Genomic DNA, 13,587 nt, shown 5'->3' on the forward strand with positions numbered 1-13,587 from the left:
ATGTCAACGATTTAAGAGGAGAAGAAAATATGCCATCTTTCGATATAGTTTCAGAAGTTGAAATGCCAGAAGTGAAAAATGCTGTTGAAAATACCAACCGTGAACTATCAACTCGTTTCGATTTTCGCAATGTGACGGCAGAAGTGACATTGAATGAAAAGAATGAAGTGATCTCTGTGAGCAGTGAGTCTGACTTCCAAGTGCGTCAAATTGTCGACATCCTGCGTGAAAAAATGTTGAAGCGTGGCATTGAAGGGGCTGTGCTGGATGTACCAGAAGAGATTACCCACAGCGGTAAGAGCTGGAGCCTAGACATTAAAATGAAAAAAGGGATTGAGTCAGACATTGCCAAGAAAATTGTCAAAGTCATCAAAGATGCCAAGCTGAAAGTACAAACGCAGATTCAGGGTGAATCGTTGCGCGTGACAGGTAAATCACGTGATGATTTACAATCCTCAATGGCAACCGTTAAGGCGGCTAATTTGGGGCAGCCGTTCCAATTTAAAAACTTCCGCGATTAAGATGACTTACCACTTACCTGAGCAAAGGATCAGGTAAGTGGTCGAGAGGGGAGGGGGTTAATTCGCTGCAATCAGCGCTTCGATTTCTTGACGGTTGGTCGTTTTACTGTCGATTTTAATATAAGCCGCCCGCTCTTCAGGAATAATCAAGACGTTACTCACGCCCGGAGCTTCGCGTAAGCGCTGTTCAAGTGACTGAGCGTTATCAGTGCGGTCGATCACCACGCGAAGACTACTGACGTAAGGTGGCTCTTGCATGGTTAAACTGACCAGTAACCACACAATGGCAATCCCTGCACCAAGTAAAAAGACAGCTTGCGCGTCGACATGCTGGAAAACCCATCCGCCTACACTGCCGCCGATAGCAACACCCAAGAATTGACTGGTCGAGTAAATCCCCATTGCCGTCCCTTTATAGCCAGCAGGCGACTCTTTACTGATCAGCGAAGGTAAGATGGCTTCCATCAAGTTGAAGGCGAAAAAGAAAAGCTGAACGCCCACGACCAAAGTCCAGAAGTGAGCACCAGCTTGCCACAATACCAGCTCTGCTATCAGTAATAGCGCCACGCAGCTCACAAACACCAGCTTCATCTTGCGCTTAACTTCAGCAATGATAATAAACGGCACAACGCCTACAAAGGCGATCAGCATGGTTACCAGATAGACTTTCCAATGTTCAGAGGCGGGGAAACCGGCTTGTTCAAACTCACCGGGTAGCGCGACGAAGCTCGACATTAATAAGATATGTAGGAATAAAATACCGGCATTGAGTTTAAGCAGTTTGGGATTTGCAAGTACCTTGCTAAAGCTACCTTTAACCATACCCGACTCACGGTTAAGGACATGCTCGGAGGTAGAAGGGACAACTAATAAAGTGATGATGATCCCGAGGCTAGCGAGTACAGCAATCATCCAGAACAGGGCGTGTAAGCCGAGGAGATGCGTCACTATGGGGCCTATCACCATCGCAATGGCGAAGGTCACCCCAAAACTTACCCCGATAAAGGCCATCGCCTTGGTACGATTTTGCTCTCGCGTCAAATCGGATAACAGCGCCATTACCGCAGCGGCAATAGCACCGGAACCTTGCAAGGCACGCCCTAAAATAATCCCCCAAATTGAGGTCGTCGTTGCCGCAACAATACTGCCCAATACAAATACCAATAAGCCGCCGACAATTAGAGGTTTACGTCCCACGCGGTCAGAGAGTAAGCCAAACGGGATTTGGAAGATTGCTTGTGCGAGACCGTAGATACCAATAGCGAGTCCAATCAATCCCTCTGTCGCGCCCTGTAACGCCATACCATAGGTGGTTAATACAGGTAAGACCATAAACATGCCGAGCATGCGTAAAGAAAATACCGTCCCCAATCCCCAGGTTGCGCGCAACTCGAGTGGGGTCATTTTATTATCGTTCATGACAACCTCTACTTTAATTCTGTTTATAGTCTAAGGAGTTGTGTAGGTTGGGTAAATGAATAGATCTTAAGCTTACGTAACAAAAAGAAAAGGCGCGAAATTCGCGCCTTAGGAGCATAGCGTGGTATTAACGCACGTAGGTCAGTAGCTCTGGTGAGCCAGGGCCCATAAAGTCGACAGACATCATCACGCTTAACGCGGTAATGGCGACAATAGAGAAGACAAACAGCTTACGTGCCCAGACACGGTCATCGTTTTCAGATTTGTAACCCGATAATGCCATGCCCAACCACCACAGGCTAACCGCGGCGGCAACCACTAAATATTTATAACCGGCATAGCCCCCTAAGGAGAGCATTAATGTCGCTACCATAAACGCGATGATATACAGCGTAATGTGGTTTTTAGCGACGGAGATACCTTTCACGACAGGTAACACCGGAATATTTGCCGCTTGATAATCTTTAAAGCGGAAAATCGCTATGGCATAGGAGTGAGGCATTTGCCATAAGCTAAAAATAGCTAAGAGAATCAACGCACCGGCATCGAAATTGCCCGTGACGGCACAATAGCCGATCACGGGAGGTGCGGCGCCCGACAAGCTTCCAATCAGCGTTCCGTAAACAGAATTACGCTTCATATAGAGGCTGTAAACACCGACATAAACCACGAAACCCATGACCGATAGCCACATGGCTAACGGATTAGCACCAAAGTAAAGTACCGCGAATCCAGCAATACCTAACAAGGTGGCGTAGGCCAAGCTCACTTTTGTTGAAATGAGCCCCTTCACCAGAACTCGGTTTTTCGTTCTTTCCATCTTGTGGTCAATATCGCGGTCAATCACGTTGTTATAAACACAACCTGATGCGACGACGAGAGAGACGCCAATCAGCGAGACGAAAAATAAGCGGAAGTCGATGCTGCCTTTAGAAGCCAGCAGAAAACCCCCGATCACAGAAATTAAATTTCCGAAAATAATCCCTGGTTTTGTCACTTGTAGGTATTGCTTAATCATTACGGTTAACTCAGTTAGTGGGGCATCATGTTGTAGTTAAGGTTCCACATGATCCACAGTGAGCCGACCACAACAATCAGAATGATGATTGCTGAGAAGACAATGGCTACTAGGTTCCAACCGCCCTCAGACTTACTGTCGAGGTGGAGGAAATAGACCAGATGGACAATAACCTGAACTACGGCACAGATCACCACTACCGCTAGGGTAGTGGAGTGTGCAGAACTTCCATCCATTACCATCCAGAAAGGAATTCCCGTTAGGATGATAGAGAGGATGAAGCCAATCATGTACGACTTCACGCTACCATGCGATGCGCCATGTTCGGTTGCTGAGTGACTCATTACATGACCCCCATCAGATAGACAATGGTAAACACACAGATCCACACCACATCCAAGAAGTGCCAGAACAAGCTCAGACACATGATACGGGTGCGGTTAGTCGCGGTCAGACCACGTGTTGCGATCTGGAACATCAGGACTAGCATCCAAATCAGACCACAAGTTACGTGAAGTCCGTGGGTACCGACCAAGGTAAAGAACGCAGACAGGAAGCCACTACGCTGAGGACCGAAGCCTTCAGAGATTAGGTGATGGAATTCGTTGATTTCCATACCGATGAATCCTAGACCGCAAAGGAAAGTTAAGACTAACCAAGCATTAACCGTTCCTTTATTACCTTTGTTCATCGCAATTACTGCCATGCCGTAGGTAATAGAACTCAGGAGGAGTAGGGCGGTTTCACCAAGAACATACGGCAGTTCAAAGATGTCACGTCCTGCAGGGCCGCCTGCGGTGCTATTCATCATTACTGCATAGGTTGCAAACAAGGTTGCAAAGATAATGCAGTCGCTCATCAGGTAGATCCAGAAGCCGAAAATCTTATTGGCTCCTGCATCGTGATGCCCATGCTCTCCATGGGCGTCGTGGTGTTTAGATAGAGAAGACATTATTTCACACCTGCTTTGCTAAGTTCTTCAAAGTGTTTGTTCTCAATCTGTTCGATTTCTTTAACGGTAACGTAGTAATCCACGTCTTCGTCAAAGCTCTTGATGATCCAGCTCGCCAAGATTCCAACAAAAGAGACAACCGCCAACCACCAGATGTACCAGATCATTGCGAAACCGAAGATAGTTGCGAAAGCAGCGATAACGACTGCAGCACCACTATTTTTTGGCATATGAATTTCTTCATAATGCGCGGGTTTCTTATAGGCTTCGCCTTTTTGCTTCATTTCCCAGAAAGAGTCACGCTCATTGATTTCTGGAATTACCGCAAAGTTGTAGAACGGAGGTGGAGAAGAGGTTGCCCACTCAAGAGAACGACCACCCCATGGATCCCCAGTCAGGTCACGATTCAGTTCACGGTCACGGATAGAGACGTAGAACATGATCAGCTGGCAAAGGATACCCAGTGCGATCGAGCCTGCACCACAAGCTGCAACAACTAACAGCGGGTGGAATTGTGGATCGATGTTTTGACTTAAACGACGGGTCATCCCCATGAAGCCTAATGCGTACAGCGGCATAAAGGCAACGAAGAAGCCGATGATCCAGAACCAGAAAGAGCGTTTGCCCCATTTCTCGTCAAGCTTGAAGCCAAAGGCTTTCGGGAACCAGTAGGTCACACCCGCCATACAACCGAAGACTACCCCACCGATAATAACGTTATGGAAGTGAGCAATCAGGAATAGGCTGTTGTGTAATACGAAGTCCGCACCCGGAACCGCTAATAGAACACCCGTCATACCGCCGACCGAGAAGGTCACGATAAAGCCGATGGTCCACAGCATAGGCGCAGTCATTTCGATACGACCTTGATACAGGGTAAACAACCAGTTGAAGATCTTAACCCCTGTTGGGATTGCGATAATCATTGTCATGATACCGAAGAAGGCATTGACGTTGGCACCGGATCCCATAGTGAAGAAGTGGTGTAACCAAACGATAAATGACAGTACGGTGATCGCAACCGTTGCCCACACCATTGAGGTGTAACCAAACATGCGTTTTTTAGCGAATGTTGCCGTTACTTCAGAGAAGACACCGAACACAGGAAGCACAAGGATATAAACTTCTGGATGTCCCCAAACCCAAATTAGGTTCACGTACATCATCATGTTACCGCCCATTTCATTAGTAAAGAAATGGAAGCCAAGGTAACGATCCAAGGTCAGCAGTGCTAAGGTCACCGTCAGTACTGGGAACGCAGCGATAATCAGGACGTTAGTACACAGCGCGGTCCAAGTGAAGATTGGCATTTTGAACATAGTCATGCCTGGGGCACGCATTTTCAAAATAGTGACAAAGAAGTTAATCCCGGTCAGTGTTGTACCAATACCTGATAGCTGTAGACTCCAAATCCAGTAGTCAACCCCTACGCCTGGGCTGTATTCAGCACCCGACAGAGGAGGGTAGGCCAGCCAACCGGTTTGCGCGAATTCGCCCACACCCAGAGACAGGTTTACCAAGATGACACCGATAGCCGTAAACCAGAAGCTTAAGTTGTTTAGGAATGGGAAGGCAACGTCGCGAGCACCGATTTGTAACGGGACAGCGATGTTCATCAAACCAACAACGAAAGGCATCGCTACGAAGAAAATCATAATCACGCCGTGCGCGGTAAAGATTTGGTCGTAGTGGTGCGGCGGAAGGAAGCCAGCTTCACCTGCTGAGGCGAGAACCTGTTGGCTCCGCATCATGATGGCATCGGCAAAACCACGGAGCAACATCACGAAAGCCATGATGCAGTACATGATACCGAGTTTTTTGTGGTCAATAGAGGTAAACCACTCTGTCCACAGGTACTTCCACTTACCGTAGTAAGTGATGGTGGCAACGAGTGCCAGACCAATAAGGATAATAGCGGAGATGGTCACCATGACGATTGGTACGTCTAAGGGAACCGCCGCTAATGTTAATTTTCCTAACATGATTATTCCTCTGCTCCGGCTGAAGCGGTGTGATTCATGTCCATACCAGCGTGCGCAGGCATGTTCATTTTTCCGTGGCTAGACATAAACTTGTCGACAACTTGTGTAAACAGTTCAGGGTTAGCATTTGAGAAATATTCTACTGGATTGTTTTCGCTTGGCGCAGCCAACTTCTCAAACTGATCCATGGTAGTCAGTGTATTAGGTGCAGTCTTGACCTTGTCTACCCACTGCTGGAATTCAGCATTAGTGTTGGTGGCAATGGCTTTAAACTTCATACCAGAGAACCCGCGACCACTGTAGTTAGACGAGATACCATCAAAAATCCCTGCTTCGTTGGCAATCAGGTTCAATTGCGTTCTCATTCCAGCCATCGCATAGATTTGGCTTCCCAGGGTAGGGATAAAGAACGAGTTCATCACAGAGTTAGAGGTGATATTAAAATGCACCGGAGTGTTAGCTGGGAAAGCGATCTCATTAACTGTTGCAATACCTTGCTCAGGGTAAATAAACAGCCATTTCCAGTCTAAAGCAACGACATCAATTTCGACAGGTTTTACATCAGAAACGAGAGGTTTGCTAGGTTCTAGAGAGTGAGTAGTTTTCCAAGTCAGCACGCTTAAGAAGAGAATAATCAGGATAGGAACTGTCCAGACTACTGCTTCCACTTTATTAGAGTGTGACCAGTTGGGTGAGTATTTAGCATTTGTATTCGATGCCCGATACTTCCAGGCGAATGCAATTGCCATGAAGACTGCTGGAATAACGACAATCAACATCAAGCCGAAGGCTGTCAGTATTAGTGAACGTTGCTCCAGTGCAATCTGACCTTTAGGATTTAAAAGTGCACTATTACAACCACTCATGAGCAGAGTGGCTGAAATTAATGACAAAATCCCCAAACTATTTTTGTATTTCTTGAGTCTCATTTAACGACCTCAATGACAAAGGGCTGTATTGTCGTTTAAGTGTATCTGTATTTTACGGTAACGTTGGAGTAGTGTAAACCTGCTTGAGGTTCTGTCAGTAAAGTGTAGATGGTTATTTGAGACATTTAACAAATTTTATTCACGCAATGAAATTATCAACACCATCAATTAGTTGGCTTTAATATAACAAAAGCCTATTGATATATGTCGTACCTATTTTCTCGAGCTATAACCACGAACTTTGTGCATCATTTATTTAACATAAAAAACCACATATCGTATCATTAGTTTACATTCTATTATCTCAGTGGTCGGCGGCCTGCGGCGAAACCTTGAATTAATAATTAGTTCGATAAATTGAATTTTTCCTAATAATAATAAAAATAGCATTTTATGCTGCTTTTTCCCTCGAAAGGATATCCAGCATCACTCCCACCACGGTGGCGAAAACCGCGACAATCAGGCCATAACGAATGAGTGGCTGTATGAGGGATAGCTCGGCGACATCGAATAGATAGGCAATCAACATCATCAACAACCCTAGCGTTGCCATCAGTGCTCCCAGTAAAAATCCTCTGGTAGTTAGCGAGTAGGCGAAGGCGTAGTGACGTCGGGGCGCAAAATCAGTCGTATCAGCCAACCTAAGTAGCGACGTTTTCGCAGCACGAAGTAGTAGAAGGCCCGGCAATGACGCGATGACCGTAAAGGCATAAAATCCTGACCAGTGCCAAGACTCAACCAGCCAGCCGGCAATAGGCCCAACATACACGCGGCCCATCGCACTGAGGGCAGAGAGTAGCGCGAATTGTGTGGCAGAAAAACGGCGGTTACAAAGCGACATCAATAATGCGACAGCCGCTGCGGTCCCCATCCCGCCACACAAATTCTCGATGAAAACGGCACTCCCCATTGACCATAAATGGCTAGGAATCACGGTCAGCACCCAATAAGCCAAATTACTGAGTGCTTGCGCAATCCCGAAAATCATCAACGCTCGGTATAAGCTCCACTTTCGCATGAGCGCGCCACCATATAAGGCACCAATGATGGTCGCGACCAGCCCAAGGGATTTATTTACCAACCCAACATCACCTGCACTGAATCCAAGCCCCCTAATCAGAAAAGAGGTACTGAGCGCCCCCGCAAAGGCATCACCTAATTTGTAGAAAATGATCAGGGTAATCATCAGCCAAGTATTACTACGCGTGAAAAAGTCTTTGAGCGGATCGACGACCGCATGGCGTAAGGATAACGGTGGGGCGGCAGATTGTTCCGGCTCCTTGGCAAGCAGCGTTCCGATCAGGCCAAGCAGCATCAGCCCTGCCATCAGGAAATAGGTATTATGCCAACCGAGATAACGGTCAGCCAGCCAGAGCGCCACTCCGCCGGACACCAACATGGCGAGGCGATAACCGAGAACCGTCAAGGCTGCCCCGTTACCGCGTTCTTCTGCAGAGAGTACATCGGTCTTCCATGCATCAAACACAATATCTTGTGACGCAGAACAAAATGCGACAGCGACGGCGAGGATAGCCAGTAACAGTAATCCCGAATTTGGGTTGACGGTACCCATTAAGGCAATTAAGAGGATAAGTAAAAGTTGGCAAACTGCTAACCATCCACGTCGCCGCCCGGTAAACGGCAGTGAGTAACGATCCATCATCGGGGCCCAAAGGAATTTGAAAACGTAGGCTTGGCCAACCATGGAAAAGAAACCAATGGTTTTCAGGTCGATGTTCTCAACCGTCATCCATGCTTGCAGAGTGCCTGACGTTAGCGCTAAGGGAAGCCCTGATGAGAATCCTAAGAGTAACAGGACCCATGTCGTAGGAGATAATGTGATGAATCGTAAAGGTGAGGTCATGATGAATGGCTGCATGTAGAAAACATACAGCCATACTATCAGTTAGTGAGCGTTTTGTTTAATAAACTCGTGGATCGAGGTGTCATCGGCCATATCGCTTATCACATCGGTTAATGCGCTGTTCACAGCGGAAGTGATTTTAGCATTGGTCGCGCTGAATGGCCCTTCAATGCTGTTACTTTGACGATAGGTTTTTACCTGCTTGTTACCATTTTTTGCGGTAGCGATAATAGAGATATCAGCTTGGGTTGTAATGCTGTAACGCACGTTACCCTGAGTCACATCGGCATAAAGCTTATTGACAATGATCTGTAGATCAACGGCTCCAGACGGGCCGACCATGTATCCGCGTGCTGTCATCTGCTTTTCTAACACTTCTTGTAGTAGGAAACGCAGATCTCGTGACGGCGTCAAGGTGACTAATTGACCGTCTCGATTGACTTTTGCCAGTGCTTGGTCGGTACGCTGATCGGCACCATTAATACTGATAGTGACCCCCATCAAACTTGGGTCTTGCTGAGGTAGACGAATTTGGGGAGTTACATCAATGGTGTTGCTTGGCGCTGCGCAACCTGCCAAAAGAAATAAGGCTAGCAACGGGAAACCAAACTTTTTCAAAAGAGCCATGAATTTGCCACTCGATAGTTCATAAAGGAATTAAACCGCTCATGCGGAACCGCCACTAAAATAGCACGTTTTTTTTTCGTAAAAGTAGTATGTAACAAGAAATAAACGCTACAATTTATTTAAGGTCATTGGATGCCTTAATAGCGAGGGACTTATTATGATACGTCAGACGATTGAAGAAAAATTAATTCAGGCTTTTTCACCTTCTCACCTTGATGTGCAGAATGAGAGTTATCGCCATAATGTGCCAGCAGGTGCGGAAAGTCATTTTAAAGTGATTATCGTGTCTGAACAATTCACCGACCAACGCTTTCTCGCGCGCCACCGCTCTATTTACAGCATTTTAGGTGCTGAGCTATCGGGTGGCGTTCATGCTTTGGCGCTACACACTTACACGCCGAAAGAGTGGGCGGGATTACAGGACACAGTATTGTCTTCACCGGACTGCCGTGGCGCAGGAATCATCGCTTAAAAAGAAGACAGTTTGAATAATTATTTTCTGATTTGTCTAAAAATGTAGCTTTAATGAACAAAATTTTCGCAGAATCTCCCCTCGAAACCCTGCCAAATCTCGACTCATATCGTTGATGCCGCTATAATGCGGCGTCTATTTTTCCAGAATGTCTTCGTGACGCTTCTGGTAACAGGGATGTTGTTCAAACCATATCAACATATTCTGTTGTCGAACAGTGAGTCGTCTTGCTGTTCTCTATGAAGCCAATCGAGCACGTGATTTTTTGAGGTAACAAGATGCAAGTTTCAGTTGAAACAACTCAGGGCCTAGGCCGTCGCATTACCATGACTATCCCTGCCGACAACATTGAAGGTGCGGTGAAGAAAGAACTGGTTGATATCGCTAAAAAAGCGCGTATTGATGGTTTCCGTAAAGGCAAAGTGCCAATGACCATCATCGAAAAGCGTTACGGTGCTTCTGCTCGTCAGGATGTTCTGGGCGAACTTATGTCTCGTCATTTTATTGATGCGATCATTAAAGAGAAGATTAATCCAGCGGGCGCACCAAACTACGTTCCAGGTGAATACAAGTTAGGTGAAGATTTTACTTACTCAGTAGAATTCGAAGTTTACCCAGAAGTTGAATTAAAAGGGTTAGAGAACATCGAAATTGAGAAGCCTGTAGTCGATGTCAACGATGAAGACGTTGATGCCATGCTAGACACTCTGCGTAAGCAACAAGCAGATTGGAAAGAAACGGATAAAGCGGCAACCGCTGAAGATCGCGTAACCATCGATTTCTCTGGTTCCGTTGACGGTGAAGAGTTCGAAGGTGGCAAATCTTCTGACTTCGTTCTGGCGATGGGTCAAGGTCGTATGATCCCAGGCTTCGAAGAAGGCGTAGTCGGTCACAAAGCAGGTGAAGAATTTACTATCGATGTTAAATTCCCTGAAGAGTACCACGCTGAAACCCTGAAAGGGAAAGACGCTAAGTTCGATATCGTTCTGAAGAAAGTTGAAGAGCGTGAACTGCCAGAATTAACTGAAGAGTTCGTTAAGCGTTTCGGCGTTGCAGACGGTTCTGTTGATGGCCTGCGTGCAGAAATCAGCAAAAATATGCAACGTGAGCTGAAAGGCGCAGTGCGTAACCGCATTAAGACCCAAGCTATTGACGGTCTACTGGCGCAAAACGAGATTGACGTTCCTGCTGCACTGATTGACGGTGAGATCGACGTATTACGTCGTCAAGCAGCTCAACGCTTTGGTGGTAACGAGCAACAAGCGTTAGAACTGCCACGCGAGCTGTTCGAAGAGCAAGCGAAACGTCGCGTTATGGTTGGATTACTGTTAGGTGAAGTGATCAACACTAACGAGCTGAAAGCTGACGAAGAACGTGTTAATACCATGATCGCTGATATGGCTGCAGCGTACGAAGATCCACAAGAAGTGATCGAGTACTACAGCAAAAATAAAGAGATGATGAACAACATGCGTAACGTTGCGTTAGAAGAGCAGGCTGTTGATTTCATTCTTGAAAAAGCTAAAGTTACTGATAAAGCGACTAAGTTCCAAGAACTGATGAACCAACAAGCTTAAGACGTAATAGTGTAGCTATTGAATTAGGCTCGTGATTTTAAGTCACGGGCCTTTTTTTATCGTACCCCCTTGAAAAGAATTTTCTGAACCGCAGTAATCTACTTCGCGTATTAATCAAAACCTTGTTATGCTTGAATGAATGTAAAATTACACTGCATCAGTGGCTGTTGTTACTAAAGGCGACAAGCGTTGCTCAAGAAATTTACCCAGGAGATGGTTTATGTCATACAGTAATCAACCCGAAATGACGCCAGCCCAAATGGCACTGGTTCCCATGGTTGTCGAGCAAACCTCGCGCGGCGAACGTTCTTACGATATCTATTCACGCTTATTAAAAGAACGCGTTATTTTTATGACCGGTCAGGTTGAAGACCATATGGCAAACCTGATTGTTGCGCAGATGCTGTTTCTTGAAGCAGAAAACCCAGAAAAAGATATCTATCTTTACATCAACTCACCGGGTGGGGTGATTACCGCTGGTATGTCTATCTATGACACCATGCAATTCATCAAACCGGATGTCAGCACTATCTGTATGGGGCAAGCTTGCTCCATGGGCGCGTTCCTGTTAACCGCTGGCGCAGAGGGTAAGCGTTTCTGCCTACCTAACTCCCGTGTGATGATCCACCAACCATTAGGCGGTTATCAGGGGCAAGCAACAGATATCGAAATTCATGCCAAAGAGATCTTAAAGGTCAAACAGCGTATGAATGAACTGATGGCTAAGCATACGGGTAAAACCTTAGAAGAAATCGAGCGTGATACTGAGCGGGATCGTTTCCTCTCTGCAGCAGAAGCCGTAGACTATGGATTGGTCGACTCCATCCTGACTCACCGCAAGTAAAAGCGCTAAGCAAATTGCACACCTAAACGTCGAGTATTATCACAAATGATAATGCTGGCATTGATAACACTGAGAAGAGGCTAACTGATGACTGATAAGCGCAAAGAGGGTTCAGGTAAATTGCTGTACTGCTCTTTCTGCGGCAAGAGCCAGCATGAAGTGCGTAAGCTAATTGCCGGACCGTCAGTGTATATCTGCGACGAATGTGTTGATTTATGTAATGACATTATTCGTGAAGAGATAAAAGAAGTTGCTCCACATCGCGAGCGCAATGCACTGCCTACGCCGCGTGAGATCCGCACGCATCTCGATGATTATGTGATTGGGCAAGAAAAGGCGAAGAAAGTCCTTTCTGTAGCAGTCTATAACCACTATAAGCGCCTACGTAATGGCGATACATCGAACGGTGTTGAATTAGGTAAAAGTAATATTTTACTTATCGGCCCCACCGGAAGTGGTAAAACATTACTTGCTGAAACGTTAGCGCGTTTACTCGATGTGCCGTTCACCATGGCAGATGCCACGACTCTGACAGAAGCGGGTTATGTCGGTGAGGATGTTGAAAACATCATCCAGAAACTACTACAAAAATGTGACTACGATGTTGAGAAAGCGCAACGTGGTATCGTTTATATCGATGAGATCGATAAAATTTCACGTAAGTCAGACAACCCTTCCATCACCCGTGATGTCTCGGGCGAAGGTGTTCAACAAGCCTTACTGAAACTGATCGAAGGGACCGTGGCAGCCGTTCCTCCACAAGGTGGCCGTAAACACCCACAACAAGAGTTTTTGCAAGTTGATACATCAAAAATTCTATTCATCTGTGGGGGCGCTTTTGCTGGATTAGATAAAGTGATCGCTCAGCGTGTAGAAACGGGTTCAGGTATCGGCTTTGGCGCAACGGTAAAAGATCCGTCTAAAAAAGCGGCTGAAGGGGAGCTTTTAGCGCAAGCAGAGCCTGAAGATTTAATTAAATTTGGCTTGATTCCCGAGTTCATCGGCCGTCTTCCAGTGGTAGCGACCCTGAGCGAACTGAGTGAAGAGGCGTTGATTCAAATTTTACGCGAACCTAAAAATGCGTTAACGAAGCAATACCAAGCGTTATTTAGCCTTGAAGGTGCAGAGCTTGAGTTTCGTGACGAAGCACTTGTGGCGATTGCAGAGAAAGCAATGAGCCGTAAGACCGGTGCACGTGGACTCCGTTCTATTGTTGAAGCTGCATTGCTTGAAACCATGTATGAACTGCCTTCAATTGAAGGCGTTGAAAAAGTGGTAATCGACGAGAATGTGATTGCGGGAACCTCTGAACCGATGCTTATTTATGGTAAGCAAGAAGCGCAAGCCTCTGGTGAGTAAATAACCGAGTCGTTAGAGTAATA

Annotated in this window: 13 protein-coding genes; 5 read left to right on the plus strand and 8 right to left on the minus strand. The window is 46.3% G+C overall.

Annotated elements, in window-relative coordinates; translation table 11 throughout:
• Positions 1–29: 29 nt before the first annotated feature.
• The gene (locus MKR94_RS02950; protein WP_048911686.1) at positions 30–521 is read left to right on the plus strand and encodes a YajQ family cyclic di-GMP-binding protein; all 492 of its coding nucleotides are present in this window, start codon (positions 30–32) and stop codon (positions 519–521) included.
• Between the two features lie 57 nt (positions 522–578).
• Here MKR94_RS02950 and MKR94_RS02955 read toward each other — a convergent pair whose 3' ends face one another.
• The 8 genes from MKR94_RS02955 to MKR94_RS02990 form a co-directional block, all read right to left on the minus strand.
• Entirely contained in the window at positions 579–1,940 is a 1,362-nt protein-coding gene (locus tag MKR94_RS02955; protein WP_241645392.1) for an MFS transporter, read from the minus strand.
• Between the two features lie 127 nt (positions 1,941–2,067).
• Positions 2,068–2,958, minus strand: coding sequence for a heme o synthase (gene cyoE, locus MKR94_RS02960; protein ID WP_241645393.1), 891 nt, complete (start codon positions 2,956–2,958; stop codon positions 2,068–2,070).
• Between the two features lie 14 nt (positions 2,959–2,972).
• The gene (locus tag MKR94_RS02965; RefSeq protein WP_092675588.1) at positions 2,973–3,302 is read right to left on the minus strand and encodes a cytochrome o ubiquinol oxidase subunit IV; all 330 of its coding nucleotides are present in this window, start codon (positions 3,300–3,302) and stop codon (positions 2,973–2,975) included.
• Positions 3,302–3,910 (minus strand): cytochrome o ubiquinol oxidase subunit III, encoded by a 609-nt coding sequence (locus MKR94_RS02970; RefSeq protein ID WP_048911690.1) that lies wholly within the window; start codon positions 3,908–3,910, stop codon positions 3,302–3,304. The genes MKR94_RS02965 and MKR94_RS02970 overlap by 1 nt, the downstream gene beginning before the upstream one ends.
• Complete coding sequence (cyoB, locus tag MKR94_RS02975; protein ID WP_241645394.1) at positions 3,910–5,892, minus strand: cytochrome o ubiquinol oxidase subunit I; 1,983 nt, start codon at positions 5,890–5,892, stop codon at positions 3,910–3,912. Before cyoB ends, MKR94_RS02970 begins: the two co-directional genes overlap by 1 nt.
• 2 nt (positions 5,893–5,894) lie before the next feature.
• A complete protein-coding gene (gene cyoA, locus MKR94_RS02980; protein WP_241645395.1) occupies positions 5,895–6,821 on the minus strand; it encodes a cytochrome o ubiquinol oxidase subunit II in 927 nt (308 codons plus the stop codon).
• 391 nt (positions 6,822–7,212) lie between these two features.
• The gene (locus MKR94_RS02985) at positions 7,213–8,700 is read right to left on the minus strand and encodes an AmpG family muropeptide MFS transporter (protein WP_241645396.1); all 1,488 of its coding nucleotides are present in this window, start codon (positions 8,698–8,700) and stop codon (positions 7,213–7,215) included.
• Positions 8,701–8,727: 27 nt separating this feature from the next.
• A complete protein-coding gene (locus tag MKR94_RS02990) occupies positions 8,728–9,312 on the minus strand; it encodes a lipoprotein (protein WP_241645397.1) in 585 nt (194 codons plus the stop codon).
• A 157-nt stretch (positions 9,313–9,469) separates the two neighbouring features.
• On the opposite strand from MKR94_RS02990, the gene bolA reads away from it, so the two are divergent.
• The 4 genes from bolA (at position 9,470) to clpX (ending at position 13,564) form a co-directional block, all read left to right on the plus strand.
• Positions 9,470–9,784 (plus strand): transcriptional regulator BolA, encoded by a 315-nt coding sequence (gene bolA / locus MKR94_RS02995; RefSeq protein WP_241645398.1) that lies wholly within the window; start codon positions 9,470–9,472, stop codon positions 9,782–9,784.
• 278 nt (positions 9,785–10,062) lie between these two features.
• Positions 10,063–11,361 (plus strand): trigger factor, encoded by a 1,299-nt coding sequence (gene tig / locus MKR94_RS03000; RefSeq protein WP_048911696.1) that lies wholly within the window; start codon positions 10,063–10,065, stop codon positions 11,359–11,361.
• A 220-nt stretch (positions 11,362–11,581) separates the two neighbouring features.
• Positions 11,582–12,205, plus strand: coding sequence for an ATP-dependent Clp endopeptidase proteolytic subunit ClpP (gene clpP, locus MKR94_RS03005; RefSeq protein WP_048911697.1), 624 nt, complete (start codon positions 11,582–11,584; stop codon positions 12,203–12,205).
• An 87-nt stretch (positions 12,206–12,292) separates the two neighbouring features.
• Positions 12,293–13,564 carry an ATP-dependent protease ATP-binding subunit ClpX gene (gene clpX, locus MKR94_RS03010; RefSeq protein ID WP_241645399.1) on the plus strand — a complete coding sequence of 424 codons (1,272 nt, stop codon included), beginning with the start codon at positions 12,293–12,295 and terminating at the stop codon, positions 13,562–13,564.
• Positions 13,565–13,587: the final 23 nt, after the last annotated feature.

Origin of the sequence: Rosenbergiella metrosideri, from assembly GCF_022602565.1 — a bacterium.
GTDB lineage: Bacteria > Pseudomonadota > Gammaproteobacteria > Enterobacterales > Enterobacteriaceae > Rosenbergiella > Rosenbergiella metrosideri.

Bases quoted from the DNA above. Each gene is read 5' to 3' on its own strand.
- MKR94_RS02950 (WP_048911686.1), top strand. From the start codon at position 30: ATGCCATCTTTCGATATAGTTTCAGAAGTTGAAATGCCAGAAGTGAAA.
- MKR94_RS02955 (WP_241645392.1), bottom strand. From the start codon at position 1,940: ATGAACGATAATAAAATGACCCCACTCGAGTTGCGCGCAACCTGGGGA.
- cyoE (WP_241645393.1), bottom strand. From the start codon at position 2,958: ATGATTAAGCAATACCTACAAGTGACAAAACCAGGGATTATTTTCGGA.
- MKR94_RS02965 (WP_092675588.1), bottom strand. From the start codon at position 3,302: ATGAGTCACTCAGCAACCGAACATGGCGCATCGCATGGTAGCGTGAAG.
- MKR94_RS02970 (WP_048911690.1), bottom strand. From the start codon at position 3,910: ATGTCTTCTCTATCTAAACACCACGACGCCCATGGAGAGCATGGGCAT.
- cyoB (WP_241645394.1), bottom strand. From the start codon at position 5,892: ATGTTAGGAAAATTAACATTAGCGGCGGTTCCCTTAGACGTACCAATC.
- cyoA (WP_241645395.1), bottom strand. From the start codon at position 6,821: ATGAGACTCAAGAAATACAAAAATAGTTTGGGGATTTTGTCATTAATT.
- MKR94_RS02985 (WP_241645396.1), bottom strand. From the start codon at position 8,700: ATGCAGCCATTCATCATGACCTCACCTTTACGATTCATCACATTATCT.
- MKR94_RS02990 (WP_241645397.1), bottom strand. From the start codon at position 9,312: ATGGCTCTTTTGAAAAAGTTTGGTTTCCCGTTGCTAGCCTTATTTCTT.
- bolA (WP_241645398.1), top strand. From the start codon at position 9,470: ATGATACGTCAGACGATTGAAGAAAAATTAATTCAGGCTTTTTCACCT.
- tig (WP_048911696.1), top strand. From the start codon at position 10,063: ATGCAAGTTTCAGTTGAAACAACTCAGGGCCTAGGCCGTCGCATTACC.
- clpP (WP_048911697.1), top strand. From the start codon at position 11,582: ATGTCATACAGTAATCAACCCGAAATGACGCCAGCCCAAATGGCACTG.
- clpX (WP_241645399.1), top strand. From the start codon at position 12,293: ATGACTGATAAGCGCAAAGAGGGTTCAGGTAAATTGCTGTACTGCTCT.